We start from the raw sequence: 24,643 nt of genomic DNA on the forward strand, positions 1-24,643 counted from the left end.
GGTGGTGGGCACGGTCAATCCGCTGACCGAAGGGGTTCATGTGAACCCCTTTGGTCAGCGGGGTCCTACGCCGGCTCGCGCAGCTCGTCCTCGACGTACCGGGGCCGGGCAGCCTGGAGACCCACGAACAGTTGCGGGACGGTGAGGGCGAGCAGGAACCAGAGTGGGATCGTCCAACCGCCCGTGGCGTCGTAGAGCACGCCGACGGTGAACGGGCCGATCGCCGCGATGATGTAGCCGACCGACTGGGTGAAGCCGGAGAGCGCCGCGGTGCCGGCGGGTGTGCGGGTCCGCAGGCCGATCATGACCAGCACCAGGGGGAAGCTGCAGGCCCCGACACCGATGAGCAAGGCCCACAGGACGGCCAGGTCGTGCGGCGCGAGCATGAGGCCGATGTAGCCGACTGGATAGCACGACAGCACGGCCATCAGGATGCCCCGCTGATCGGCACGTCGCGCGGCAGCAGCCGGGATCCACAGCGACAGCGGGATGCTCACGGCGGCGACGATGCCCACGAGGTTGCCGGCGGTGGCGGGCGAGTAGCCGGCGTCACGCCAGAGTTGCGCGAACCAGCCGAAGACGGCGTAGGCCTGGATCGATTGCAGGCCGAAGAAGACCGCCATCATCCAGCCGAGTCGGGTCCGCGCGACGTCTCCCAAGGAGATCTCGCTCTTCTTCCGCTCGACCTGCTTGTCGTGGACGATCAGCGAGAGCCACGGCAGGGCGGAGACGGCCGCGACCACTGCCCAGACGCCCAGGCCGACGCGCCAGCTGTCGAACGCCTCGCTGATCGGGACCGTCAGCATGAGCGCTGCGGTGAGGCCGATCGCCAACGACGTGGTGTAGGCCGCGGTCATGATGCCGATGCGGGTCGGGAAGTGCAGCTTGATCAGCGACGGGAGCAGCACGTTGGTGGCCGCCATGCCGGCCAGCGCCAGCATCGTCAGGAGCAGGAACAGGGCAGGGGAGTGCACCAGAGCTCGTCCGGCCAGCCCGGCCACCACGCCCAGCAGGCCGATCAGCGTCACCCGGTGGACTCCCACCTTGGTGGCAGCCCAGGGGGAGAGGGCACCGAAGCCGGCGAACGCGACGACCGGCAACGAGGTGAGCACACCCGCCACGGTGTGCGACATCCCCAGCCCGTCGGTGACCTCGGCGAGCACCGGGCCCACGCTGACGGCAGCGGGGCGGAGATTGACCGCGACGGTCAAGATGCCGATGAGCACCAGCAGACGCTGGGGGAGAACGACGAACGGGGCCGGGAGACAGACACGTCCTGTATCGTCTCCCGACCCCGTTCGACGCGGCCTCGCGGGGTCTCGCGGGGCTCGACCAACGACTGCGGTGCAGCCAGGCCTCAGTCGTGACCCACGCTCGCTCAGTCCACGTAGCTCTTGTCGAGCTTGCCGCTGTCGGCCTCGATGAAGCAGATGACGGTGTCACCTGCGCTCGGGTCCTTCGGGTCCTCGGTCGCCCAGCGCACGATGCCCCGTTTGCCGTCCGCCTCGAGCTTGTCCAACGGTGCCTCGCCGCTGCTGCACGTGGTCAGCGTCGCGTTGCCGCCGTTGTCGTCGATGGCCCGTGCGTCATCGGCGGAGAGCTTCTCCACGGCGTAGATCTGGCCGTCGTGCTTGTCGCCGCAGTCCTTCTTGCGCAGCATGATCGTGTTGTCGTCGCCGTCGTCGATGTTGATGCACTGGCCGACCTCGGCGTTGTCCGGCGTCACCGTGTTGTTGACGACCCACACGACGGCGATGATCCCGCCCACCAGGATGAGCGTGCCGATGATGCCGACCGGGATCGCGGCGATCGCGGCCCAGCGGCCCTTGCGCTGGTTGTTCTTGGTGCGCTTGAGACCGAAGAACGACAGGATCAGGCCGACGAGCGACAGGCAGCAGGTGAGGCTGAGCACGAACGCCGTGATCGAGACGCCGTCGGTCGACCGCGCGGCGTCGTTGCCGCCCTGCCACTGGCCGTACGGCTGCCCGTACTGCCCCGCCTGCTGATCGCCGTACTGCGGCTGACCGTACTGGGGCTGGCCGTACTGGGGTTGACCGTACGGGGGCTGGTCCTGGCTGGATTGCCCGTAGGACTGGTGGGTGGGCGGAGGCGGGTAGTCGCCACCGGGGTTCTCGGGGGTGTCCCCGGAGCCGGGGTAGGAGGGGGCTCGCTCATCTCAGTCCTCTGTCTGCGGTGTGGCGGAGGTGTCCACAACGGTTCCGGTCATCTTCTCTCCCGCACGGCTGCGCAGGAAACACACCACCCGGGTGTCGGGTGAGATCTTCCGTGTCACGGCTAGTGGACGCACCTCGAAACCGCGCTCCGTCACGGAGCGGAGGCTGCTGCCGACGGCGTCGAGCAGGTCGCCGCACCGGACACCGGCGGAGTCGAGATCGGTGACCTCGTCTCCCGCGTCGAAGGTGGCGAAGACCTCTCCGTCGTGCTCGTCCTCGCAGTCGACGTGCTCCAGGTTTGCGAGATCGGCGCCGGCCTGTCCCAGCTCCGGGCTGCTCAAGCAGTCGCCGGGCTCGAGTTCGCTCAGCGCGAGCGGCGAAGGTGCGTTTCCGCGGATCCACAGCACCACACCGGTGGCGACCACACCGACCAGCAGGAAGCCAACGAGGATGCGGACCACGTTGGGCCCCCAGCCGCGAGGCGTACGTCGACGGTGGCCACGGGCGTCCTCGCTGCCCTCCCGGGGCGCGAGCTGGCCGCGCCACAGGGGTTGCTCGGAGGGGTCCTCCGGAGGTGGGGACGGCGTGGCGCGTTGGGGCACGTCACTCCTCTCTCCAGCGACTCGCGGTCAGGGTACCGGGGTCGACGCAGCGTTGGCGGCACCGCCACACTGGCCTCATGCTGCACATCAGTGATGCGGAGCGACGTCGCCGGATCCGCGCCCGCCACGGGATCGACCCCGCCCACCGCCGACCCGACATCGAGACCGCGGTGGGTGACATGACCGTGCTCCATGCGACGGACAGTTCCACCGTCCACCTGTCGTTGCTGGCCCGGGTCGACGCCGTCACTGTCGCCGATGTCGACGATGCGCTCCACGGCCGGCGCTCGGTGGTGCGGCAGCTGGCGATGCGACGCACCCTCTTCGGGGTGCCCCGGGACCTGCTCGGCGATGTCGTCGGCAGCGCCGGGGCGAGGTTGGTGACCCAGCAGCGCAACGCATTGGTGAAGGACGTCGAGCGGTGCGGCCTCGCCCGGGACGGAACCATGTGGCTGCGGGATGCGGAGTCGGCGGTCAACGAGTTCCTGGCCGGGGGCGGTCAGTTCACGGCCGCGGAGCTCCGCAAGCAGGTGCCCGCGGTGGCGGGCATGCTGCACATGGCCCCGGGCAAGTCCTACGGAGGTGAGGTACCGGTCGCGCCACGCGTGCTCACCGTGCTCAGCGCGGCGGGGGACGTGGTGCGGGCCAGGCAGACCCATCATTGGCGACTCAACAAGCCGACGTGGGCGTCGATGACCGAGTGGTTGGGCGAACCGCTCGTCGCCAACGAGTCCGCGGCCGGCTATGCAACGCTCGTCGAGCGTTGGCTGCGCACCTTCGCTCCGGGCACCGAGGACGACATCGTCTGGTGGCTCGGCGCCACCAAGGCGGCCGTACGGCGCGCGCTCACCGACCTCGGAGCCGTGCCGGTGTCGCTCGACGACGGCGGCACCGGATGGGTGCTTCCCGACGACCTCGACGAGACCCCCGAAGGGGACACGTGGGTGGCCCTGCTGCCCGCCCTCGACCCGACGGTGATGGGCTGGAAGCAGCGCGACTTCCTCCTCGGCGGACTCGTGGAGCCGCTCTTCGACGGCCGGGGAACGCCGGCTCCACGGCCTGGGTCAACGCTCGCCCGGTGGGATGCTGGATCCAAGGCCCCGGTGGCGAGGTGCGGATCGCCTATCTGGTCGACGTGCCCGCCTCGGCACGCAGGGCGCTCGAGGCTGAGGGGGAGCGGATCGCAGCGTGGTGCGACGGGGTCCCGGTGAACTCGATCTGGATCTCGCAGGCCATGAGGGTCGCCCTCGGGACCTGATCCGTGCCGCGATGCCCGGGACCGGCTCGCGCGCCGGTATCGTGCGGCCGTGCGTGAACAGCCCGAGCAGCAAGCCCCGCCCGTCCAACGGCTCCGGATCCGCTATGCCAAACGCGGTCGGATGCGCTTCACCAGCCACCGCGACTTCAGCCGCGCCTTCGAGCGCGCCGTCTTCCGCGCGCGGATCCCGATGGCCTACTCCTCGGGCTTCAACCCGCACCCCCGGATCTCGTACGCCGGCGCCGCGCCCACCGGCTCAGCGAGCGAGGCCGAGTTCCTCGAGATCGCACTCGCCGAGGTGGTGGTGCCCGACGACATCGCTCGCCAGCTGGGGAGGTGATGCCGGAGGGACTCGACATCATGCAGGTGGTCGAGAGCGTGCCCGGCTCCCTCGCCGATCGCCTCGAGGGCAGCCGCTGGCAGATCACCTTGCCGCAGTCGGTCGACGTCGTCGGTTCGGCAGTGGCGTGGTTCCTCGGTCAGGAGGCCGTCGAGGTGCAGCGGATGACCAAGAAGGGGTTGCGCATCTTCGACTGCCGCGCCGCGGTGGTCTCCCTGGCCGCTGAGCCCGCTGACGCGGGCTCCCGGATCGACCTCGTGCTGCGGCACGGCACGCCGAGTGTCCGCCCTGACGACGTGCTCGGTGCGCTCTCCGAGCAGACCGGTGCGGCCCTGGGGGAGCGGGCCCTCCTCACCCGCCTCGAACAGGGTCCGCTCAGCGACGACGGCGTCGTCGGCGACCCGCTGGCCTGAGCCGGTCCGAGCCGAGATCTGGGCGCGACCCGCTGCGCGGAATGAACCGATGCGGTGGGTCGTGTGCGATACTCGCCCTCAGGTCGTCGTGACGCGGTTCGCCGCGCACCCCGACCCGACGACGTTCTCGCCGGACCGCAGGGTTCGGCACACTGAGTGACGACGGCGACCAACGGACCGCGACGTGGCCTGCGCTGGTGACAGAAGCGCTGGTCTTGCGACCGCGGCGGGTGGGCACGGTTGGCACCAGTGACGCGAAGCGGAGGGCTTCGTCGCCACCCGAAGGCTTGACGTCCCCGGCACTCGTGTCGGGAGGCGGTGACCAGGTGGTGCCGTGAGGGCATCGCCGAGGAGCGTGAACATGCTCGACGAAGACACCAACCCCGCCGACCTCGAATCCGTGGAATCCGCGGAGGTACCGGCGAAGAAGACCGCCAAGCGCGCCCCCGCAAGACGGCGAAGAAGGCCGCCGCGGCAGAGCCCGCCCAGCAGTCGTTGCTCGACGCCGGTGACGAGGCTGCGGAAGTGACGCCACCGGCCAAGAAGGCCGCGGCGAAGAAGACGGCCGCGAAGAAGACGGCGAAGAAGGCTCCGGCCAAGAAGGCTGCAGCCAAGAAGACCACCGCCAAGAAGGCGGTCGCCACCGAGGATCCCGGCCTCGACGAGGTGCCGACTCCCGAGAACCCGGAGTCGGCCACCGCCGAGCCCGCCCCCGCAGTCGAGGAGACCGCGGCACCGGCGAAGAAGGCCGCCAAGCGTGCGCCCCGCAAGAAGGCGGCCAAGCCCGCCGAGGTCGTCCCGGCAGAGGAGGCCGCTGACACCACCGCCGAGTCGCTGGCTGAGTCGGCAACCGAGGCAACGAGCGAGACTCCCGCCGAGGAGACCCCGGCACCGGTCAAGAAGGCCGCGACCCGACGTACCCGCGCGAAGAAGGCGGCAGCGCCCGCTCCGGAGGTCTCGGAGGCCGCAGCGGAGCCGGTGACCGACGCAGCCGTGGCGGCCGCCGAGGAGGCGGAGGAGCCGGCTTCGGGCGCGGTGCCCCTCTTCCAGGCGCCCGAGACCCCCAAGCGCCGCACCCGGAGTCGCAAGAAGCCTGTTGCCGAGGCGGCGGCCGAGGACGCAGCCGCCCCGGTCGAGGCAGCGGACGAGGACGTTGCCGAACCCGGTCCCGAGACCGTGGTGCCCGCTCCTGACGCGACCACCGAGGAAGCTGCGGTCGCGGCGGAGGGTGTGGCCGAGTCGAGCGACGAGGGTGTCACGAGCGACGACACCAACGAGGGTGACAACGCTGACGGCGAGGGCGACGGGCCGGGATCCGGACGGCGGCGTCGCCGCCGTGGCGGTCGTCGCCGGCGCGAAGGGCTCGGGCAACGGCGACCAGGGCGACAACGACGGTGACGACTCCGGCGACCAGGGCGAGGGCGACGCAGCCGACCAGGCCGCGTCCGACGGCGCCGGCACGAAGGGCAACGACAACACCGACGACAACGGTGACGACGAGTCGAGCGAGGGCACCACGCGCCGTCGCCGGCGTCGTCGCCGCGCCGGCGAGTCGAGCGGTGACTCCTCCGACGACCCGGCCAACACCGTCACTCGGGTGCGGCAGAGCCGCACCGGCGACGACCAGATCACCGCGGTCGGCGGCTCGGCCCGTCTGGAAGCGAAGAAGCAGCGCCGCCGGGAGGGCCGCGAGGCCGGACGGCGCCGCCGCTCCGATCGTCAGCGAGGCCGAGTTCCTGGCCCGCCGCGAGTCGGTGGACCGGGTCATGGTCGTGCGCCAGAAGGGTGAGCTCACCCAGATCGGCGTGCTCGGAGGACAAGGTCCTCGTCGAGCACTACGTCTCGCGTGAGTCGCAGAACTCGTTGATCGGCAACGTCTACCTCAGGCGGGTGCAGAACGTGCTGCCCTCCATGGAGGCCGCCTTCGTCGACATCGGCAAGGGCCGCAACGCAGTGCTCTATGCCGGTGAGGTCAACTGGTCAGCGCTCGGCCCCAAGGAGGGCCAGCCCGCAAGATCGAGTCGGTGCTCTCCAGCGGTCCAGTCGGTGCTGGTGCAGGTCACCAAGGACCCGATCGGTCACAAGGGTGCTCGCCTCACCAGCCAGGTCAGCCTGGCCGGCCGCTTCCTGGTCTACGTGCCCGACGGCACGACCTCTGGCATCTCCCGCAAGCTCCCCGACACCGAGAGGGCTCGCCTCAAGTCCCTCCTCAAGGAGATCGTGCCCGACTCCGCCGGCGTCATCGTGCGTACTGCGGCCGAGGGAGCCACCGAGGAGGAGCTCACCCAGGATGTCGAGCGACTGAAGGCGCGCTGGGAGGACATCGAGGCCAAGTCGAAGCAGGGCAACGGCCCGAAGCTGCTCTACGGCGAGCTCGACCTGACGCTCAAGGTCGTTCGCGACCTCTTCACCGAGGACTTCTCCAAGCTCGTGGTGGAGGGCGACGACGCCTGGGACACCGTCCACGACTACGTCGATCACGTCGCTCCGGATCTTCTCGAGCGTGTCGAGCGTTTCGAGCCCGGTGACGGCGGCGACTCCTTCGCGGTGCACCGCATCGACGAGCAGATCGCCAAGGGCTGGACCGCAAGGTCTGGCTGCCGTCCGGCGGTTCGCTGATCATCGACCGCACCGAGGCGATGACCGTGGTCGACGTCAACACCGGCAAGTTCACCGGCTCCGGCGGCAACCTCGAGGAGACCGTCACCAAGAACAACCTCGAGGCCGCGGAGGAGATCGTCCGTCAGCTCCGGCTGCGTGACATCGGTGGCATCATCGTCGTCGACTTCATCGACATGGTGCTCGAGTCCAACCGTGACCTCGTGCTGCGCCGCTTGGTGGAATGCCTGGGGCGGGACCGCACCCGCCACCAGGTCGCCGAGGTCACCTCCTTGGGTCTGGTGCAGATGACCCGCAAGCGGATCGGCACCGGCCTGCTCGAGGCCTTCAGCGAGAACTGCGACCACTGCCAGGGCCGTGGCGTGGTCGTGCACGACATGCCGATCGAGCCGCGCCGAGGTGACGACGAGCCGCGCCGTGGCCGCAAGGGCAAGGGTGGCCAGAAGCAGGACGACCAGCCCAAGCAGGGCAGGGCGAGCAGCCCAAGCAGGGTCGTCGCAGCGACAACGGCCGACAGGGCCAGGACACCCCGAAACCGTCGGCCGTCCCGTCGCCAGCAGACGTGGCAGCCGTGGCACGTCCCGACAACGAGCCGATCATCGCCGCCGAGGTCGACGAGACGCCGAACGAGGCACCCGTGACCCGGGAGCCGGCCGAGGCTCCTGCGGAGCGCCGGTCGTGTCGACCCGGTCGCGCCGTGGTCGCCGGTCTGCTCAGGCCCAGCCCTCGGATGCAACCCCGACCGAGGCGCCTGGTGCGGCGCCGTCGCCGGCGGAGCCTGCCTCTGCCGCGACGCCTGCGACCGCCCCGGTCGTGGAGCCGGCCGCGTCGCAGTCGGCAACGAGTGCCGACGTACCGGCCGCGCCGACGGTGAGCACCGTGAGCCGTACCCGACGTTCGGCACGGACGGGCGTCATCACGCCCAAGGCGGCCGAGCCGATCGTGGTGGCGACCGAGACCGTGGCGGTGCCCGAGGCCGTTGCCAGCACGCCGCCGCCGAAGGTGGTCACCCGATCCCGTCGTCGTGGCGGTGCCAGCACCGAGGCGACGGTCGCGGGCGGCGGTGGTAGCGAGGCCGAGCCTGCCGACCTGCACGTGCCGGTCAAGAAGCGGGGCTCGCGCAAGCGCTGAGCGACGAATTCGTCTCACGTGAGGGACAACCCGGCACCGGGTTGTCCCTCACGCCACAATGTGGGCAGCGCGTTCTCTCGGTCACCACCGCGCCCGTATTGTCAACCAAAACAGTTGACTTTCGATCACCTTCGACGAGGAAGAGTGTGAACATGAACTACCGTCCCGAGACCCTTGCCGTGCACGCGGGCCAGGAGCAGGCAGACCCCGCAACCAACTCGCGGGCCGTGCCGATCTACCAGACGACGTCCTACGTCTTCAACGACACCGAGCACGCGGCAAACCTGTTCTCGCTGGCCGAGCCGGGCAACATCTACACCCGGATCATGAACCCGACGCAAGACGTCTTCGAGCAGCGGATCACGCAGCTCGAGGGGGAGTGGGTGCCCTGGCGCTCGCCTCCGGATCCGCCGCCAACACCTACGCGGTGCTCAACCTCGCCGGCACCGGTGACAACATCATCGCGCTCTCCACGCTCTACGGCGGCACCTACGCGCTCTTCGCGCACACGCTGCCGCAGTTCGGCATCGAGGTGCGTTTCGTCAACCCGGACAAGCCGGAGGAGCTGGCGGCACTCGTCGACGACCGCACCCGGCTCGTCTTCGGCGAGACGATCGGCAACCCGAAGATCAACGTGATCGACGTGCGCGCCTGGGCCGACGTCGCCCATGCCCAGGGCCTGCCGCTGATCCTCGACAACACCGCGCCCACCCCGATCCTGTGCCGGCCGTTCGAACTCGGCGCCGACGTCGTCACCCACGCTGCCACCAAGTACATCGGTGGCCACGGCACCTCCATCGGCGGTGTCATCGTCGACTCCGGCAACTTCGACTGGGCGGCCCACTCCGACCGTTTCCCGGGGCTGACCAAGCCCGACGGCGCCTACCACGGTGTGGTGTGGACCGAGGCGGTCGGCAACCTCGCCTACATCATCCGCGCCCGGACGGTGTTGCTGCGCAACACCGGCGCGGCCGTCGCCCCGCTCAACTCCTGGCTCTTCCTGCAGGGCCTCGAGACCTTGCACCTGCGTATGGAGCGCCACAGCGAGAACGCGCTCAAGGTCGCGGAGTTCCTCAACGGCCACGACGACGTCGCGTGGGTCAGCTACCCCGGCCTGGACGGCGATGCCTACAAGGAGATCGCCGACCGCACGCTCAAGGGCGGCTACGGCGGTCTGGTCAGCTTCGGCGTGAAGGCCGGTCGCGAGGGCGGCAAGAAGTTCGTCGAGGCACTGGAGCTCTTCAGCCACCTCGCCAACATCGGAGACGCCAAGTCGTTGGCCATCCACAACGCGACGACGACCCACTCGCAGCTCACGCCTGAGGAGCTCGAGGCGGCCGGCGTACCCGAGGACATGGTCCGCCTGTCGGTCGGCATCGAGCACATCGACGACCTCATCGCCGACCTCACCCAGGCCCTCGCCGCCACCAGGTGAGTGCAGAGAACCTGACCGAGTGAGCCACATCGGCTACGTCGAGACACAGCGGGCCGTCCTCTTCACCGAGGACGACCCGCTGCGTCTGCGTGGCGGCGCCACCCTTGCTCCGGTGGAGGTCGCCTACGAGACGTACGGCGAGCTCTCGCCCGAGCGCGACAACGCGATCTTCGTCTGCCACGCGCTCACCGGCGATGCCCATGCCGCGGGCCTGCACCTGGGCGACAAGAAGCGCGGGTGGTGGGACAACCTCATCGGTCGTGGCAAGGCGATCGACACCGACCGCTACTTCGTGATCAGCGCCAACCTGTTGGGGGCTGCTCGGGCACCACGGGGCCGCAGTCGGTCGACCCGGCGACCGGGACGGCCTACGGCCTCGACTTCCCGATGGTCGAGATGGCAGATCTCGTGGCCGTCCACCGGCGCTTGATGAGGCACCTGGGCATCGAACGGCTCCACGCCGCGGTGGGTGGTTCCCTCGGGGGCATGCAGGTGCTGCAGTGGGTCGTCGACGCCCCCGACGAGATCGAACGGGCAGTGCTCGTCGCGGCGTCGTCGCAGCTGAGCGCCGAGAACATCGGCTTCTCGGCCGTCGCGCGCGAAGCCATCATGGGCGACCCCGACTTCCACGACGGTCGCTATGTCGACCACGGGGTGGTGCCGGCCCACGGCCTCAAGGTGGCTCGCATGATGGCCCACATCACCTATGTCTCCGACGAGTCGCTGGCCCGCAAGTTCGGCAGGCGGAGGGTCGAGGGAGTGGGAAGAACCGGTTCGGAGTCGACTTCGAGGTGGAGAGCTATCTGCATCACCAGGGCGACTCGTTCCTCCGGCGCTTCGATGCGCTCTCCTACCTCTACCTCTCCAGACTTCTCGACTACTTCGACCCGTTCGCCGACGAGGCGGCCTTGGCACGGCTGCGGGAGGCGGTGACCGCCTTCCGGGTGCTCTCCTTCGACTCCGACTGGCGTTTCGACACCAGCCAGTCCGAGCGCATGGTGAGGGTGCTGCGTGCGTGCGGTCTCCCGGTGGAGTTCGACGAGCTCGCCTCGCCCCACGGGCATGACTCCTTCCTGTTGGAGCCGCCCGGCTATCACGACGCGATCCGCGAGTTCCTGGATCGGCCGCGCGCCGACGTACCGTGATTGACGCACATCACGCCACCGGTCGCACCGTCGTTTTGCACGTGGGGGAGTGGACCCGTAATATGGCTCTTCGGTGTGCAGCAGCACGCCCGCTCCGCGTCGGCCCCGACCGACTGACCTAGTGGTCGGCGAGCCCCGGAGGATTTGAGACGTCAGATGGACACGACGAAGGAGACCGCGGTGTACGCGATCGTGCGCGCAGGCGCCACCCAGCAGAAGGTTGCCGTGGGCGACGTCATCGAGATCGACAAGGTGGAGACCTCGGTCGGCGAGTCCGTCGAGCTTCCGGTGGTCCTCCTGGTTGACGGTGAGTCGGTCACCTCCGACTCCTCGACCCTTGGCAAGGCCTCCGTGACCGCCGAGGTTCTCGGTGGCACCAAGGGCCCCAAGATCATCATCCAGAAGTACAAGAACAAGACCGGCTACAAGAAGCGCCAGGGTCACCGTCAGAAGTACACCCAGGTCAAGGTCACCGCGATCAGCGCGTGACTGGCTGACACCGATCTTCCACTGACTCCTAAGGACTGAACAGATGGCACACAAGAAGGGCGCAGCCTCGACCCGCAACGGTCGCGACTCGAACTCCCAGCGTCTCGGCGTCAAGCGTTTCGGCGGTCAGACCGTCAACGCCGGCGAGATCATCGTCCGCCAGCGCGGCACCCACTTCCACCCGGGCTCGAACGTCGGCCGTGGTGGCGACGACACCCTGTTCGCCCTCGCCGCCGGTGCGGTCGAGTTCGGCACCCGCCGTGGTCGCCGCGTGGTGAACATCGTCCCGGGTGAGTGAACTGACGCTCACCGCATGACTTCGTGGCCGATCAAGGCCACTCCCTGAAGGCGTCCCTAGACTTGGGGGCGCTTTCGGCATTTACCCCAGGAGATCCCCATGGCCGTCCCCACTTTCGTCGACCAGGTCCGGTTGCACATCGCTGCCGGTCGCGGTGGCAACGGCGTGGCATCCGTGCACCGCGAGAAGTTCAAGCCGCTCGGCGGTCCTGACGGCGGCAACGGCGGTCCCGGCGGATCGGTGATCCTGCGTGTCGACCCCGACGTCACCACGCTCATCGACTACCACCACAACGCCAAGCGCCGTGCGGAGCACGGTGGTCACGGAGCCGGTGCGCACCGCAATGGTGGTCACGGCGCCGACCTGGTGCTGCCGGTGCCCGACGGCACCGTCGTCAGCGACGAGGCAGGCAACGTGCTGGCCGACCTCGTCGGGTCCGGCACCGAGATGGTGATCGCCCAGGGCGGCCGTGGTGGTCTCGGCAACGCCGCACTGGCATCAGCGAAGCGCAAGGCGCCCGGCTTCGCCCTCCTCGGCGAGCCCGGTGACGAGCTCGACGTGGTGCTGGAGCTGAAGGTCGTGGCCGACATCGGTCTCGTGGGCTTCCCGAGCGCTGGCAAGTCGTCGCTCATCGCGGCCATCTCCCGGGCTCGCCCCAAGATCGCCGACTATCCGTTCACCACGTTGGTGCCCAACCTCGGCGTGGTCCGAGCCGGTGACACCATCTTCACCGTCGCGGACGTGCCCGGTCTGATCGAGGGCGCCGCAGAGGGCCGTGGTCTGGGCCACGACTTCCTCCGTCACATCGAGCGTTGCGCGGCTTTGGTGCACGTGGTCGACACCGCCAGCATCGAGCCGGGACGCAACCCGATCGATGACCTCGACGTCATCGAGGGCGAGCTCCAGCGCTACGGCGGGCTCGAGGACCGCCCGCGGTTGGTCGCCCTCAACAAGGTCGACGTGCCCGACGGAAGCGACATCGCCTCGTTCGTCGTCGACGAACTGCGTGAGCGTGGCCTGGAGGTCTTCGAGGTGAGTGCCGCATCGGGGCAGGGCCTCAAGGAGCTCACCTTCGCCATGGCTCGCATCGTCGCTGAGGCCCGTGCCGAGAAGCCGGTCGTCGAGGCGACTCGCATCGTGTTGCGTCCGGCTGCAGTCGACGGCGGTGGCGAGTTCGTCGTCACCCAGACCGAATCGGGTTGGCGGGTGCGCGGCGTCAAGCCGGAGCGCTGGGTGCGTCAGACCGACTTCAGCAACGACGAGGCCGTGGGCTTCCTCGCCGACCGTCTCAACCGACTCGGCGTGGAGAAGAAGCTCCTCGAGAGCGGGGCGCAGGAGGGCGACGCCGTCCTCATCGGCCGCGAGGAGGACTCGGTGGTCTTCGACTTCAAGCCCGGCATCGACGCAGGTGTGGAGATGCTCGGGCGTCGTGGTGAGGACCACCGCTTCGGCGAGGACCGTCCGGCCGCCGAACGTCGCCGCCGCATCGACGAGGCGATGGAGGACCGCGCCGAGAACGAGGTCCGGGCAGACGTCGCCCGTCGTGTCGCGGAGGACGCTGGCGACGAGTCGGGGCCGCACTCCTACGAGATCGGCAGCGCCGACGACCCGGACTGGCAGGAATTCGACCCGGACGCGGAGAAGTGAGCGGCGGCGTACGTCGAGCCGAGGTGCTCGAGGCCCGTCGGGTCGTGGTCAAGGTCGGTTCGTCGTCGCTGACGACGGCCGAAGGCGGCCTCGACCCGGAGCGGGTGGCCTCACTCGTCGACGTGCTCGCCGGGGTGCGCAGGCGCGGCGCCGAGGTGGTGCTGGTCTCCTCCGGAGCCATCGCCGCGGGCCTGGCACCGCTGGGCCTCAAACGGCGCCCGCGCAGCCTGGCCGGTCAGCAGGCTGCCGCGTCCGTGGGACAGGGGGTGCTCGTGCACCGCTACAACGAGGAGCTCGGACGCCACGGGCTGACCGGAGGGCAGGTGCTGCTCACCGTCGACGACGTGACCCGGCGCTCCAACTACCGCAATGCCTACCAGACCTTCGCGAAGCTCCTCGACTACGGCGTGATGCCGATCGTCAACGAGAACGACACCGTGGCCACCTCCGAGATCCGCTTCGGTGACAACGACCGGCTGGCCGCACTTGTCGCGCACCTGGTGCATGCCGACCTGCTGGTGCTGCTCTCCGACGTCGACGGGCTCTATGACGGCAACCCGGCCAAGCCGGGTGCCACGCTCCTGCGCGCGGTCAGGGGCGAGGCCGACCTGGCGGGCGTCAGCATCGGTTCGGCGGGAGTGGCCGGGGTCGGCACCGGCGGCATGCAGACCAAGGTGGAGGCCGCCCAGATCGCCACCGGCGCCGGGATCCCCGTGGTGTTGACCTCTGCCGCCAACGCTCCGGCAGCGCTGGCCGGGGAGCAGGTGGGCACGCTCTTCCACCCGACGGGGCGCAAGCGTCCCACCCGGCTGCTGTGGCTGCGCCACGCGACCGAGCCCAAGGGGCAGCTGCTCCTCGACGCGGGCGCGGTCCGTGCCGTCGTGGAACGTCGTGCCTCCCTGCTGGCGGCCGGCGTCACCGGCGCCGTGGGCAGCTTCTCCCACGGTGATCCCGTCGATCTGGTCGGGCCCGACGGGGTGGCAGTCGCGCGCGGCCTGGTCAATTTCGACGCCGAGGAGATCCCGCAGCTGGCGGGCAAGTCGTCGCACCAGCTGCGCGAGGAGTTCGGCGAGGAGTACGAGCGTGAGCTCGTGCATCGCGACGGCCTGGTCGTGCTCTGAGGCGGGGTCGTACCCTAGGTGTGCAATGACTGAAGCTTCTCCGCGGGTCTATCTCGACCACGCCGCCACCACGCCGATGCTGCCCGAGGCCGTCGAGGCGATGACGGCGCACCTCGGCCGCGTCGGCAACCCCTCGTCGCTGCACGCGTCGGGGCGCGACGCACGGCGCGTCGTCGAGGAGTCCCGGGAGCGGATCGCCCACGCCATGGGATGCCGACCCGGAGAGGTGGTCTTCACCTCCGGTGGCACCGAGGCCGACAATCTGGCGGTCAAGGGTGTGCACTGGGCCCGGACGACGGCCGATGCGGACCGCACCCGGATCCTGTCCACCTCCATCGAGCACCACGCCGTGCTTGACCCCCTGCACTGGCTCTCCGAGCGCGGTGCCAGTGTTGAGCTGCTCCCGGTCGACGACGCTGGCCGGTTGGACCTCGTCGCGCTGGAGGACCGGATCGAGGTCGACCCCGCGTCGGTGAGCCTGCTCTCGGTCATGTGGGCCAACAACGAGGTGGGCACGCTGCAGCCCGTCGAAGCGGTGGTTGCCCTCGCGCGTCGGCACGGGATCCCGGTGCACACCGATGCCGTGCAGGCGGTCGGTGCCACCGCTGTCGACTTCGCCGCGTCTGGCGTCGACGCGCTCACGATGACCGGACACAAGGTGGGCGGTCCCTTCGGCGTGGGCGCCCTGCTGGCGCGTCGCGAACTCCAACTCACCCCGCTCGTGCACGGCGGTGGCCAGGAGCGCGACGTACGCTCGGGCACCATCGATGCACCTGCCATCGCCGGATTCGCAGCCGCGGTCGAGATCTCGGTCAAGGAGCGTGAGCACCGGGCCAGCCACCTCGCCGAGCTGCGCGACGACCTCGTACGTCGAGTGCTCGCCGAGGTGCCCGACGTACAGCTGAGCGGTGAGGGTGCCTCGTTGCTCCCCGGCCACGCACACCTGCGCTTCCCGGTTGTGAAGGGGATTCGCTGTTGATGTTGCTCGACGCCCAGGGGATCGAGTGCTCCACGGGATCCGCCTGCAATGCCGGGGTACCCCAGGCCTCCCACGTGCTGCTCGCCATGGGCTGCTCCGAGGCGGAGGCGCGCAGCTCGTTGCGCTTCACCCTCGGTCACACGACAACGGCTGCCGACGTCGACCGGCTGGTGGCCGCCATCGGGCCCGCCGTCGAGCGGGCGCGTGCCGCCAGTCAGCCTCGAGGCCTGCGATGAAGGTGCTCGCCGCCATGTCCGGCGGGGTCGACTCCGCCGTCGCCGCCGCCCGGGCCGCGGAGGCGGGTCATGATGTGACCGGCATCCACCTGGCGCTCTCACGCAACCCGAAGTCCTATCGCAGCGGGGCGCGGGGTTGCTGCACGATCGAGGACAGCAACGACGCCCGTCGTGCGGCTGACGTCATCGGTATCCCCTTCTACGTCTGGGACATGAGTGACCGCTTCCACGATGACGTGGTCGAGGACTTCATGGACGAGTACGCAGCAGGTCGCACCCCCAACCCGTGCCTGCGCTGCAACGAGAAGATCAAGTTCGCAGCGGTGCTCGACCGGGCCCTGGCACTGGGCTTCGACGCCGTCGCCACGGGGCACTACGCCCAGTTGCACACCGGCACCGACGGTCTGATCGAGTTGCACCGTGCCGAGGACCCGGGCAAGGACCAGTCCTACGTGCTCGGGGTGCTCACCCAGGACCAGTTGGCGCACTCGCTGTTTCCCTTGGGTGACTCCCACAAGACTGCGGTGCGCGCCGAGGCCGAACGCCGTGGTCTGATGGTGGCCAACAAGCCCGACTCCCACGACATCTGCTTCATCGCCGACGGTGACAACGCCGGCTGGCTGCGTGAGAAGCTCGGCGAGCGACTGCCCAACGAGGGTGGCGACATCGTCGACGACGCCACCGGGGAGGTGCTCGGCCAGCACCAGGGCACCACGGCCTACACGATCGGTCAGCGCAAGGGACTTGCCATCGGACGTCCCGCGGCCGACGGCAAGCCGCGCTTCGTGCTCGACATCGAGCCGGTGAGCGGAACCGTCAGGGTCGGCTCGCGGGAGAAGTTGCGGATCGATCGGATCTCGGGGATCAAGGCGCGTTGGTGCGGCACCGTGCCCGAGCGGCTCGAGGGCACCGTGCAGTTGCGTGCCCACGGTGCCGAGCACCGCGCCGTGGTCACGCTGGGCGCGGAGCCCGACACGGTCGAGATCGAGCTGCTCGATGCAGCAGAGGGCATCGCGCCGGGGCAGGCGGCAGTGATCTATGACGGGACCCGTGTGGTCGGTTCCGCGACGATCTCCTCGACGGCGCGCAGCGAGGCGCTGACGGCGGAGCCGTCGCAGTGAGCGGCGTCGTCGCGACCGGCATCGGTTCGATGCCCGGGGAGACGTGCTTGCCTCCGAGGACGACAACGCCCGCGACTATGCAGAGGCGGTCCGGGTGGTGTTGGGCGAGTTGCCCGATCTGCCACACCTTCCTGAGGTGCCCGGCCGTGGTGCCGGCGCCGGGATGACCGGGCGTGGTGTCGCGCTCCTCGCCGGACTGGCCGCCGACCTGCAACCGGCCGGGTGGCGGCTCACCGATGCACCCGGCGTCGACCATCGTCGCGCCCGCTCCCTGCTGGCGCGCGACCTCGACGTGATCGAGGAGATGACGGACGGTTACGTCGGTCCCTTCAAGGTGCAGGTGATCGGTCCGTGGACGCTCGCTGCCACCGTCGAGCTGCCCCGCGGTGACAAGGTGCTTGCCGACCACGGTGCCCGACGTGACCTGGCCCAGTCGCTGGCCGAGGGCGTGATCACCCACATCGAGGATGTACGCCGCCGCCTCGGCGGTCTCACCGAGCTGATCGTTCAGGTCGACGAGCCGGCCATCAACGCAGTGTTGGACGGCAAGGTGCCCACGGCCTCCGGGTTCGGTCGTCACCGCAGCGTCGATCGTCCGGAGCTCTCCGACACCCTTGGCTGGGTGCTCTCGGCCATTCGCGACGCCGGCGCCGAGCCCGTCGTGCACTGTTGCGCCGACGACGCCCCGATCTCCCTGCTCCGTGGTGCCGGCGCCGCGGGCGTGGCGGTCGATCTCGGCACGCTCACAGCCGCTGGTCTCGACGAGTTCGCCGAGGCAGTCGAGGCAGGGGACCGGGTGCTCCTGGGGGCGGCCCCCACGACCGGAGCGGCCACGACGAAGCAGGTCGCCGAGTCGGTGGCCCGGACCTTCGACATCCTCGGTATCGAGCCGACCTCCCGCTTGGCGCTCACCCCCGCCTGCGGGCTCGCCGGCAGCGCCGACGTACCCGACGCGCGCCAGCGTCTCGTTGCCTGCCGCGAGGCCGCTGCCACCCTCTGACAGCCGAGGTCGCCCAGATCCGCGTCGAGGTCGCCCAGATCCGCGTCGAGGTCGCCCAGATCCGCGTAGACGTCGCGCAAAAGGGGCGCGTCGGATCGAACTGATCCGACGCGCCCCTTGCGCGATCAGTGTGCGACAGGCGCAGGGCTGTCGGTGGCGAGCTCGGTGTGCTTGACCCGCAGCTGGGTCCAGATGATCAACGACGCGAGCACCGCCATCCCGGCCGCGACGGTGAACGCGGTGGTGGCGCCGTCGGTGAAGGCTGCCTGACCGGCCAGCTCGCCGATCCGCCTCATCACCTCGGGGCTGGTCTCGGGTGAAGCCGAGGCTCCACCGCTCCCGAGTGACCAGTTGCCGGCGACGTGCGTCGCGACCGTGCTGAGGGTGGCCAGGCCGAGTGCGCCGCCGACCTGCTGCATGGTGTTGAGCACCCCGGAGCCGATGCCGGACTCCTCGGGACGGATGTGGTGCACGGCGGACAGGGTGAGTGGGATGAAGGTGCAGCCCATGCCGAGCGCCATGGTGATCACCCAGGGGAAGATCGCCGTCCAGTAGTTGACGCCGTCGCCGACATGGCCGCCCTCCATCGCCAACCGGGCAATGGTGCTGGCCCGGTCGTCGACCTCGATGCGGGAGAACATGAACAGGGAGAACGCCGCGATCAGGGTGCCGGTGCCGGCAATCACGCGAGTGTCGACCTTGCTCACCAACTTCGAGGAGAGGGCGGCAGCTGCGACCATGCCGAAGCAGAAGGGCAGGAAGGCGAAACCGGCCTTCAGTGGGCTGTAGCCCATCACGTTCTGGACGAACAGGCTCAGGAAGAAGAACATCGCGAACATCGCGGCGGGCATCAGGAACATCGCGGCGAAGCTCGCGGCCCGGGTGCGGTTGGCCAAGACGCGGAAGGGCAGCAGCGGGTGCTCCTGGTTGCGCTCGACGAGTACGAACACGAGCAGCAGCAGCGCACCGGCGACGAGGCTGGAGATCGTCCAGGTGTCTCCCCAGCCGTGAGCGGGCTCCCCAGCCCGGGAGAGGCCGAAGACAATGGCCAGCAGGCCGCCGGTGCCGGTGATGGCGCCGGGAACGTCGAGCCACCCGGTGTGGCGCTCCGACTCCCTGAGGACCCGGGGAGCAGCCGCTGCGGCGGCCAGGCCGATCGGGACGTTGATCAAGAAGGTGAGCCGCCAGCCGTCGACATGGACGCCGAACGCGTCGAAGCCGGAACCGGTCAACCAGCCACCGAGGAGCAGGCCGACGGCCGCGCCGATGCCGGACATCGCGGCGTAGACGGCGAAGGCACGACTGCGGGCCGGACCGGCCGGGAACGTCGTGGTGATCAACGCGAGAGCGGCAGGGGCGGCGAGCGACGCACCGACACCCTGGAGGCCGCGCGAGGCCAGGAGCAGGCCCTCGTTGGTGGCCAGGCCGCCCAGCAGTGAGGCGACGGCGAAGACGGTCACGCCGATCATGAAGATGAGTCGCCGGCCGTACAGGTCTCCGAGCCGGCCGCCGAGGAGCAGCAGGCCACCGAAGGCAAGGGCGTAGCCGGTCACGATCCATTGCAGGTTCGCTTGGCCGATGTCGAGGTCGGCACCGATGTAGGGCAGTGCGATGTTGGCGATGGTGCCGTCGAGCACCACCATCAGTTGGGCCACGCAGATGAGCACCAGCGCCCAGGCGTGGTTCGTCTCGACCTCGTCAGTGGCCGCTGCGGGGGTGTTGCTGGTCATCTAGGTCTCGCTGTTCGTGGAGTCTTCAGGGGCAGGCAGCGCGGAGGATGACCTGATCGATCAGCGTCAGCATCTGCTCGCGGGTGGGGGGATCGCCGAGCACGAAGGCTCGGTGCAGGACGATGCCGGGCAGAGCGGGGCCGAGCAACTCGATGTCGATGTCGTCGCGGAGCTCGCCTCGTGCCCGAGCACGTTCGTAGATGCCGTGCATTGCCCGGATCTTCGGCCCGAGGAAGCGCTCTCGGAACTGGCCGGCAAAATCGGCGTCGCGGTGCACTGCGGTCAGTACCGCGGCCATGATCGTGATCAGCTCCGGGTCGATCAGCGCGTGAGCGGCGAACTCGCGGAGGTCCTCGCGCAACGATCCGGTGTCGGGCACCGGGGAACGTCCTTGACGGCGAGAAGCGCATCGATCACCAGCGTGGGCTTGTTGGTCCAGCGTCGGTAGAGCGTGGCCTTGCTTGCCCGGGCGGCCCGGGCGACCGCATCCATGGTGAGCCGGTCGTAGCCGACCTCGACGAGTACGTCGAGCGCTGCGGCGAGGATCTCGCGCTGGCGGTCACCCTCGATTCGCGGTCGGGACGGGGAAGAGCTCACGGACGGTGCAGACACACCGGGATGATACGAAACGGTTCCGTTCCATTGCAAGCGGTGCGTGGTCAGGAGCGAGGGGCACGCTTGGGGGGTCGGGTGTGGGAGATGCGTCCGCGTTGCCCAGCCACTCCGAGAGTCCCCGGGCGGTCTCGAGCAGCGCTTGGGCCATCGGGCTCGTCAGTTCTGCTGACACCGACACCGTGGTGCCGACGATCGCCATCGTCGCCACGATCGATCGACCTTCGAAGATCGGTGCCGCGATGGTGCGAACGCCGTTGATGTCGGGTGAGTTGAGGGAGAGTCCGTTCTTGCGGATTGCCTCCATCTCCGAGGCGAGGTCGGGGGTTCGCTTGAGTGCGCGCGCGAGGCCGGGCACCTGGTCCGGCGGCAGGTGCGTGCAGAACACGCGGCCCTGCGCCGAGTTGAGCGGGTCCAGGCGCGCTCCGGCCCGGACGCTGATCCGGATGGTGTGGTCGGTGTTGTCCAAGGAGCGCACGACGGTGGCGGTCTCGCCGTCCCAGATTCCGAGCACCACCGTTTCGTCCACCTGCCGCAGCAGCGACTCCATGTAGGGCTCGGCGGCGGCGACGATCGGCAGGCCGGCTCGTGCGGCCGCAGCCAGGGTCAGCACTTGTGGACCGAGTGAGTACAGCGAGGTCCGCTCGTCGTACCGCAGCAGGTTGGCGGCCCGCAGGGCCTTCGTGTACCGGTGCGCGGTCGCCTTGCTGGTCCCCAACGACGCGGTGATCTCGTTGAGGGACAGGTAGGGCCGCGAGACGGTGAACGAGCCGAGAACCACGGCAGCGCGTTGGACCGTTTGGATGGTCGGTGTCGCGGGCACTTGCTCCGCGGCTTCGTTCTTCTGTGGACTCATACGCCTTCGAATTCCGGAGGTGAGACGGAGTTCGGAGTATTCCATGCGAAGGCAACCGTGCTGGCCGATCACCCCCGAACGGCTCACTGGTCGGACGAGTGACCCGGATTGAGTGATGCTCCGGGACGAAGCATCGAGGCCACGTGGTTGACGGCGAGAGCCGCTTCGCCGAAGCCAATGGAGATCAGTGAGACCCGGCCCTCGTAGTGGGCGAGGTCCCCCGCGGCGAAGACCCGGGGAGATTGGTGCGCATGGTCCGGTCGACCACGATCCGGCGGCGGTGCAGTTCCAGGCCCCAGCTCTCGATGGGTCCGAGGTCGGCGATGAAGCCCAGTGCCGCCACCACTGCCTGGACCTTCAGGACCTCGCGGCTCCCCGACTTGTCGACGAGGGTGACCTCCTCCACGGTCGGGTCACCGGAGACGGATTCGACCTCGTACGGCGTCAGCACGGTCACGCTCGAGCCGTGCAGCTCCGACACGCTGCGTTCGTGGGCCCGGAAGTTCGGCCTCCGGTGGGCGAGGGTCACGCTGCGGGCGATCGGTTCCAGCGCCAGTGCCCAGTCGACCGCCGAGTCGCCACCGCCGACGACGAGGACGTCCAGGTCGGTCAGCTCGTTGAGGCGAGGCACGAAGTAGCGGAGCCCTCGCCCCAGGAACTCCGAACCGGTGGGGAGCTCGCGTGGCGTGAAGCTGCCGATGCCGGCGGTGATGAGTACGGCGCCCGCGCGGATCTGTTCGCCGTTGTCGGTGGTGACGAGGACGCCGTCGTCATCGGTGGTGAGGTCGACGGCCGTACGGCCCAGCAGCAGCACCGGGTCCGCGGCGAGCGCCTGCTGGTGTAGCTGGTCCACCAGCTCCTGCCCACGGATCGACGGGAACCCGGCGATGTCATAGATCGCCTTCTCCGGATAGAGTGCAGCGATCTGGCCGCCGACCTGGGGCATGGCGTCCAGCAGGGCGACCCGGAGGTCGCGGAAGCCTGCGTAGTAGGTGGCGTAGAGACCTGACGGACCGGCACCCAAGACCAGGAGGTCGACGTCGTGGCGGGTCATCCGACGTCCGGGTGATCGGTTCCGATGCGTCCCACCTTGCGGGCGCCGCCAGGCGAGCCGAGATCGGCGAAGAACTCGGAGTTGATCTTCTCGAACGGCAACGACTCCTCCGGCAGGTCCTCGTGGTGATAGATCGAGACCTCGGGGCAGACCGGTTCGCAGCGCCCACACTCGACGCACTCGTCGGGCTGGATGTAGAGCATCCGGTTGCCCTCGTAGATGCAGTCGACGGGGCACTCCTCGATGCAGGACTTGTCCATCACGTCAATGCAGGACGCGGTGATCACGTATGCCAAGGCCCACTCCTTCACACAATGCGAGACAGTATCTCTGATCGCAATACTGAATCTTGGGACACCCATGGCCGTCGCGTCAACACTGCGGCAGGGTGGGATGTGACGCTTGACACTGCCGGGCGCTTGCGTGATGGTATGTTGCAATACGAGATGCCATCTCGTCATAGACAACGATTCAGTGCAACGGCTGAAGGAGCAATGCGCCATGCCACGTGCGGCAACTGACTCGACGAGCGAACCCATGCTCGTCGAGGACTGGGACCAGCTCACGTTTCGTGTGAACCGGGAGGCATACCGGTCGCCGGAGATCTTCGAGCGGGAGCTGGATGCCATCTGGCAACAGACCTGGCTCTATCTCGGACACGAGACCGAGGTGCCCAACCCCAATGACTTCAAGTCGCGCAGCCTCGGCGGTCGTCCGCTGATCTTCTGTCGTGACAGCGAGGGACAGGTACGGGCGTGGCTCAACTCCTGCCCGCACCGCGGCACCATCCTGTGCCGGGAGAACGAGGGCTCGAGCCGTCGTTTCCAGTGCTTCTACCATGCGTGGACGTTCAACAACGACGGCACGGTTGCCGCCATTCCGGACGTGGAGGCCTACGAGGACTTCGAGTCCCTCAGCCAGAGCATGATGCTGCGCTCGGTGCCGCGGTTGGAGATCCACGAGGGCTACGTCTTCGTCTCCTTCAACCCGGACGTACCGCCGCTGCTGGAGCACCTGGGCGACGCGGCCGACTACATGACGATGATCGAGCAGCAGCACGCGTGCGGTGTGACCACGTTGCCGGGCGTCCAGCAGTACAGCGTGCGGGGCAACTGGAAGCTGGGCGTGGAGAACGCCATGGACGGCTACCACTTCGCCCCCACCCACAACACGTTCGTGGGCTACCTGCGCGAGACCGGCTTCGCGGTGACCGACGAGGGCCAGTACGCCTACAACCTGGGCAATGGCCACTCGCTGCTGGTGCTGACCGGCCACGGCGGCCGGATCAGCATGGTCTGGGAGCCGCGCTTCGGCGAGGACGAGCGGATTCGCACCGAGGAGCACCGTGCCGAGATGGTGGAGCGGCTCGGGGAGAAACGTGCGCACTACGTGGCCGACGAGAGCCACATCCTGTTCGTGTTCCCGAACCTGCTGCTCTTCGACATCGAGGGACTGTCGATCCGCCAGTTGGAGCCGGTCGCCGCCGACCACACGAAGGTGCGGGCCTGGCAACTGGTTCCCCGCGAGGAGGATCCGGCGGCGCGGGCGCTGCGCATGAAGACCGTGGTGAGCTTCGTCGGACCCGGCGGCCTGGCCACCCCTGACGACATCGAGGCCTACGAGGCCGTGCAGCGGGGTATCGATGCGACGGCGCACGAGCGGCGCGCGGAGCTGGACTTCAGTGACATGTCCCGGGGGATGGGTGACGAGGTCAAGGGCGTGCAGGGACGGTCGATCGACGAAGGCGCGATGCGCGGCTTCTGGCGCGAATGGGCTGCCGTCGTCGGTGGTGACGACTACGTGAAGATCACCGGCGAGCGGCCGGCAGAATTCCTCGAGGGAAGGGACGTGCGATGACGGTCGTGGACGAGTACGGCGCGGTGCGGGTCGGGGGGCACACGGTCAGCCGCGCCCAGGTCGAGGATTTCCTCTACGAAGAGGCCGACATCCTTGACGAGTGGCGCTACGACGACTGGTTGGCATTGTTCGTCGAGGGTGCCCGCTACGAGATCCCGACGACCGACTACACGGGTTGGTCACTGGACGAGGGTGGATCGTTCGTGGTCGACGACTACGAGTTGATCAAGGCCCGGGTGAAGCGACTCAAGTCGCGCAAGGCGCATGCGGAGAACCCGCACTCGCGCACGCACCGGATGATCTCCAACGTGCGAATCTCGCCGTCCGATGGCGGAGAGGTCAAGGTACGTGCGTCATTCGTCGTGCACCGCGCTCGCGACGGTCAGTTCGACCAGTACGTCGGCAAGTACGAGCACCTGCTGGCTCCGACCGACGCGGGACTCAGGTTCCAGGTGCGTCGCAGCCTGTTGGGGCACGAAACCCTCCCGCTCGGCGCGCGCCTGAGCTTCATCCTCTAGGAGCCGCG

General features: G+C 68.9%; 27 protein-coding genes and 2 pseudogenes. 19 read left to right on the top strand and 10 right to left on the bottom strand.

The annotated features are described in order from the left end of the window. Positions 1–65: 65 nt before the first annotated feature. The 3 genes from L1066_RS15010 to L1066_RS15020 form a co-directional block, all read right to left on the bottom strand. Positions 66–1,226 (bottom strand): MFS transporter, encoded by a 1,161-nt coding sequence (locus tag L1066_RS15010; RefSeq protein ID WP_235737083.1) that lies wholly within the window; start codon positions 1,224–1,226, stop codon positions 66–68. Between the two features lie 152 nt (positions 1,227–1,378). Further along, complete coding sequence (locus L1066_RS15015) at positions 1,379–1,924, bottom strand: DUF4190 domain-containing protein (RefSeq protein ID WP_376707686.1); 546 nt, start codon at positions 1,922–1,924, stop codon at positions 1,379–1,381. 252 nt (positions 1,925–2,176) lie between these two features. Continuing rightward, the gene (locus tag L1066_RS15020; RefSeq protein WP_235737085.1) at positions 2,177–2,776 is read right to left on the bottom strand and encodes a hypothetical protein; all 600 of its coding nucleotides are present in this window, start codon (positions 2,774–2,776) and stop codon (positions 2,177–2,179) included. A 77-nt stretch (positions 2,777–2,853) separates the two neighbouring features. Between L1066_RS15020 and L1066_RS15025 the strand changes: the two genes are divergently transcribed. The 4 genes and pseudogenes from L1066_RS15025 to L1066_RS29180 all read left to right on the top strand — a co-directional run. Then, positions 2,854–3,987 carry a winged helix DNA-binding domain-containing protein gene (locus tag L1066_RS15025; RefSeq protein ID WP_235737086.1) on the top strand — a complete coding sequence of 378 codons (1,134 nt, stop codon included), beginning with the start codon at positions 2,854–2,856 and terminating at the stop codon, positions 3,985–3,987. Between the two features lie 96 nt (positions 3,988–4,083). Further along, positions 4,084–4,374 carry a TIGR03936 family radical SAM-associated protein gene (locus L1066_RS26835; RefSeq protein WP_312007882.1) on the top strand — a complete coding sequence of 97 codons (291 nt, stop codon included), beginning with the start codon at positions 4,084–4,086 and terminating at the stop codon, positions 4,372–4,374. After that, positions 4,374–4,787: a DUF2344 domain-containing protein gene (locus L1066_RS15030; RefSeq protein ID WP_283095446.1), complete on the top strand. Its 414-nt coding sequence runs from the start codon at positions 4,374–4,376 to the stop codon at positions 4,785–4,787. Before L1066_RS26835 ends, L1066_RS15030 begins: the two co-directional genes overlap by 1 nt. 1,233 nt (positions 4,788–6,020) lie before the next feature. Next, positions 6,021–7,849 (top strand): annotated as a pseudogene (locus L1066_RS29180) (Rne/Rng family ribonuclease); the annotation flags it as partial. Between the two features lie 270 nt (positions 7,850–8,119). On the opposite strand, the gene L1066_RS15050 reads toward L1066_RS29180, so the two are convergent. Beyond that, the gene (locus tag L1066_RS15050) at positions 8,120–8,416 is read right to left on the bottom strand and encodes a hypothetical protein (protein WP_235737088.1); all 297 of its coding nucleotides are present in this window, start codon (positions 8,414–8,416) and stop codon (positions 8,120–8,122) included. Here L1066_RS15050 and L1066_RS26840 point away from each other — a divergent pair. The 13 genes and pseudogenes from L1066_RS26840 to L1066_RS15100 all read left to right on the top strand — a co-directional run bounded on the left by L1066_RS26840 (position 8,409) and on the right by L1066_RS15100 (position 18,008). Beyond that, positions 8,409–8,537: a hypothetical protein gene (locus tag L1066_RS26840; RefSeq protein ID WP_283095447.1), complete on the top strand. Its 129-nt coding sequence runs from the start codon at positions 8,409–8,411 to the stop codon at positions 8,535–8,537. The two genes, L1066_RS15050 and L1066_RS26840, sit on opposite strands and share 8 nt — an antisense overlap. A 152-nt stretch (positions 8,538–8,689) precedes the next feature. Continuing rightward, a pseudogene (locus tag L1066_RS15055) lies at positions 8,690–9,972 on the top strand (O-acetylhomoserine aminocarboxypropyltransferase/cysteine synthase family protein). A 19-nt stretch (positions 9,973–9,991) separates the two neighbouring features. After that, the gene (locus L1066_RS28725; RefSeq protein ID WP_376707684.1) at positions 9,992–10,402 is read left to right on the top strand and encodes a homoserine O-acetyltransferase family protein; all 411 of its coding nucleotides are present in this window, start codon (positions 9,992–9,994) and stop codon (positions 10,400–10,402) included. After that, complete coding sequence (locus L1066_RS15060; RefSeq protein WP_376707685.1) at positions 10,369–10,905, top strand: alpha/beta fold hydrolase; 537 nt, start codon at positions 10,369–10,371, stop codon at positions 10,903–10,905. The genes L1066_RS28725 and L1066_RS15060 overlap by 34 nt, the downstream gene beginning before the upstream one ends. Beyond that, on the top strand, positions 10,881–11,117 hold the full coding sequence (locus L1066_RS15065; RefSeq protein WP_235737090.1) for a homoserine O-acetyltransferase family protein: 237 nt from the start codon (positions 10,881–10,883) through the stop codon (positions 11,115–11,117). The genes L1066_RS15060 and L1066_RS15065 overlap by 25 nt, the downstream gene beginning before the upstream one ends. A gap of 180 nt (positions 11,118–11,297) precedes the next feature. Beyond that, complete coding sequence (gene rplU / locus L1066_RS15070) at positions 11,298–11,606, top strand: 50S ribosomal protein L21 (protein ID WP_235737114.1); 309 nt, start codon at positions 11,298–11,300, stop codon at positions 11,604–11,606. A gap of 43 nt (positions 11,607–11,649) precedes the next feature. After that, a complete protein-coding gene (rpmA, locus tag L1066_RS15075) occupies positions 11,650–11,904 on the top strand; it encodes a 50S ribosomal protein L27 (protein ID WP_235737091.1) in 255 nt (84 codons plus the stop codon). Between the two features lie 99 nt (positions 11,905–12,003). Continuing rightward, the gene (gene obgE / locus L1066_RS15080) at positions 12,004–13,551 is read left to right on the top strand and encodes a GTPase ObgE (RefSeq protein ID WP_235737092.1); all 1,548 of its coding nucleotides are present in this window, start codon (positions 12,004–12,006) and stop codon (positions 13,549–13,551) included. Beyond that, the gene (gene proB / locus L1066_RS15085; protein WP_235737093.1) at positions 13,548–14,672 is read left to right on the top strand and encodes a glutamate 5-kinase; all 1,125 of its coding nucleotides are present in this window, start codon (positions 13,548–13,550) and stop codon (positions 14,670–14,672) included. Before obgE ends, proB begins: the two co-directional genes overlap by 4 nt. Before the next feature lie 25 nt (positions 14,673–14,697). Continuing rightward, positions 14,698–15,651 (top strand): cysteine desulfurase family protein, encoded by a 954-nt coding sequence (locus L1066_RS15090; RefSeq protein WP_312007887.1) that lies wholly within the window; start codon positions 14,698–14,700, stop codon positions 15,649–15,651. Next, positions 15,651–15,887, top strand: coding sequence for a hypothetical protein (locus L1066_RS27825; protein ID WP_312007889.1), 237 nt, complete (start codon positions 15,651–15,653; stop codon positions 15,885–15,887). The genes L1066_RS15090 and L1066_RS27825 overlap by 1 nt, the downstream gene beginning before the upstream one ends. After that, positions 15,884–17,008, top strand: a complete 1,125-nt coding sequence (mnmA, locus tag L1066_RS15095) for a tRNA 2-thiouridine(34) synthase MnmA (RefSeq protein WP_235737094.1) — start codon at positions 15,884–15,886, stop codon at positions 17,006–17,008. The genes L1066_RS27825 and mnmA overlap by 4 nt, the downstream gene beginning before the upstream one ends. Before the next feature lie 304 nt (positions 17,009–17,312). After that, on the top strand, positions 17,313–18,008 hold the full coding sequence (locus L1066_RS15100; RefSeq protein ID WP_446499911.1) for a uroporphyrinogen decarboxylase/cobalamine-independent methonine synthase family protein: 696 nt from the start codon (positions 17,313–17,315) through the stop codon (positions 18,006–18,008). A 125-nt stretch (positions 18,009–18,133) separates the two neighbouring features. Here the strand turns inward: L1066_RS15100 and L1066_RS15105 are convergent, their stop codons facing one another. The 6 genes from L1066_RS15105 to fdxA all read right to left on the bottom strand — a co-directional run bounded on the left by L1066_RS15105 (position 18,134) and on the right by fdxA (position 22,556). After that, positions 18,134–19,738: an MFS transporter gene (locus L1066_RS15105; protein WP_235737096.1), complete on the bottom strand. Its 1,605-nt coding sequence runs from the start codon at positions 19,736–19,738 to the stop codon at positions 18,134–18,136. 25 nt (positions 19,739–19,763) lie between these two features. After that, on the bottom strand, positions 19,764–20,117 hold the full coding sequence (locus L1066_RS15110) for a TetR-like C-terminal domain-containing protein (RefSeq protein WP_235737097.1): 354 nt from the start codon (positions 20,115–20,117) through the stop codon (positions 19,764–19,766). Further along, complete coding sequence (locus L1066_RS27830; protein WP_235737098.1) at positions 20,060–20,335, bottom strand: helix-turn-helix domain-containing protein; 276 nt, start codon at positions 20,333–20,335, stop codon at positions 20,060–20,062. The genes L1066_RS15110 and L1066_RS27830 overlap by 58 nt, the downstream gene beginning before the upstream one ends. Next, positions 20,298–21,206 (bottom strand): IclR family transcriptional regulator, encoded by a 909-nt coding sequence (locus L1066_RS15120; RefSeq protein WP_235737099.1) that lies wholly within the window; start codon positions 21,204–21,206, stop codon positions 20,298–20,300. The genes L1066_RS27830 and L1066_RS15120 overlap by 38 nt, the downstream gene beginning before the upstream one ends. Before the next feature lie 184 nt (positions 21,207–21,390). Next, complete coding sequence (locus L1066_RS15125) at positions 21,391–22,260, bottom strand: NAD(P)/FAD-dependent oxidoreductase (RefSeq protein WP_235737100.1); 870 nt, start codon at positions 22,258–22,260, stop codon at positions 21,391–21,393. Then, positions 22,257–22,556, bottom strand: a complete 300-nt coding sequence (gene fdxA, locus L1066_RS15130; RefSeq protein WP_235737101.1) for a ferredoxin — start codon at positions 22,554–22,556, stop codon at positions 22,257–22,259. The genes L1066_RS15125 and fdxA overlap by 4 nt, the downstream gene beginning before the upstream one ends. Before the next feature lie 241 nt (positions 22,557–22,797). Between fdxA and L1066_RS15135 the strand changes: the two genes are divergently transcribed. Continuing rightward, a complete protein-coding gene (locus L1066_RS15135; protein WP_235737102.1) occupies positions 22,798–24,117 on the top strand; it encodes an aromatic ring-hydroxylating oxygenase subunit alpha in 1,320 nt (439 codons plus the stop codon). Further along, a complete protein-coding gene (locus L1066_RS15140) occupies positions 24,114–24,635 on the top strand; it encodes an aromatic-ring-hydroxylating dioxygenase subunit beta (protein WP_235737103.1) in 522 nt (173 codons plus the stop codon). Before L1066_RS15135 ends, L1066_RS15140 begins: the two co-directional genes overlap by 4 nt. The last annotated feature ends 8 nt before the right edge of the window (positions 24,636–24,643 follow it).

Source organism: Nocardioides alcanivorans (assembly GCF_021555175.1).
In the GTDB taxonomy this organism is placed as follows: Bacteria; Actinomycetota; Actinomycetes; order Propionibacteriales; family Nocardioidaceae; genus Nocardioides; species Nocardioides alcanivorans.